At 38.3% G+C, this 1255-nt stretch carries 1 protein-coding gene; it reads left to right on the forward strand.

Annotation, left to right across the window (positions count from 1 at the left end):
- Positions 1-1029: IS110 family RNA-guided transposase (locus tag FS608_RS29710; RefSeq protein ID WP_144556149.1), on the forward strand; the 1029-nt coding region annotated here is incomplete at its 5' end.
- Positions 1030-1255: the final 226 nt, after the last annotated feature.

The following is a 1255-nucleotide window of genomic DNA, read 5'->3' on the forward strand; positions in this document are numbered from 1 at the left end:
ACTGGACACTACTGGATCAATCTTTCAAAATGGCTTTTTAAACATCAAACTGAAGTGGTAACTGTAAACCCGCATTTAGTAAAAAAGAATAAAGAAAATCGTGATAATACCCAATCAAAAAGTGATAAAAAAGATGCCTTAGTAATAGCTGATATGGTGAAGAACGGTTACTACTCTGAAGTTAGATACACATCAGAATCATTTGAAAAACTAAGGGTTCTTATGTCTAACCGTGATGTAGTAGTTAAACGCCTTGTTAGTTCGATTAATCAATTAAATCGTTGGGTTGATATTGTTTTTCCTGAACTTCGACAGGTGTTTAAAGATATTACGGCAAAAGGGGCAATCGCAACCCTCCGCTTATTCCCGTCCCCCAATGACTTAGAAACTATGCATCCTCATGAGGTTATTGCAGGTTGGAAATCTTTAATGAAGAGGCAGCCTGGATTGAAAAAGGCCCAATTACTTCTCCAGTTAGCTAAGAAATCTGTTGGTACTAAACAAGCACTTGATGCTTATAGATTCCATTTAGAGCAGTTATTAGAGGAATATGATTTAGCCGTAACACAACTCGAAAGAGTTGAACAACAGGTTACCGAGGCATTAAACAAAATTCCTTTCTCTAAAAAACTGCTTACTATCAAAGGAATTAGTGAAATATCTTTGGCCGGCATATTAGGTGAGGCAGGGGATTTAAGTGGTTTCGCCCACGGTAATTCTCTACTAAGGCATGCAGGCCTACATTTAGCTGAGGCAAGCTCAGGAAAGTGGAAAGGCCAAATTGTCATTTCTAAACGCGGAAGATCAAGACTGCGACGATTCCTTTACTTAGCAACGATGAGCCTTGTGATGAATAATCCAGAATTTCAAGCATTACATTCTTACAATGTTAAGGTAAAAAAGATGAAGAAAATGAAATCAATCATGAAGTTAATTGGCAAGTTGGCGAGGATTTTTGTAGGTATATCTAGACGTAATGAAACCTATTGTCCTGATAAAATCAAACCAATAGCACAGTTAGCAGCATAATTAGTTAAAGAATCGAAGATTCGTCCTCATTTAGAATATGATACAAATTGTAATACCGAATGTTGGCTTATTCGTAGGATTTCAAATATGTACGGAGTACCAGATTTGTTCAACAAAAGGGCACCGACCCATCAGGTTAGCATAACTGGCCTCCACCCCTTGGATAGGCATGACGAAGGAATGATAGGGCAAATGACCCGTTGAGACATGGGAGGGAAAGCCTCCA

Source organism: Bacillus sp. X1(2014) (assembly GCF_007678255.1).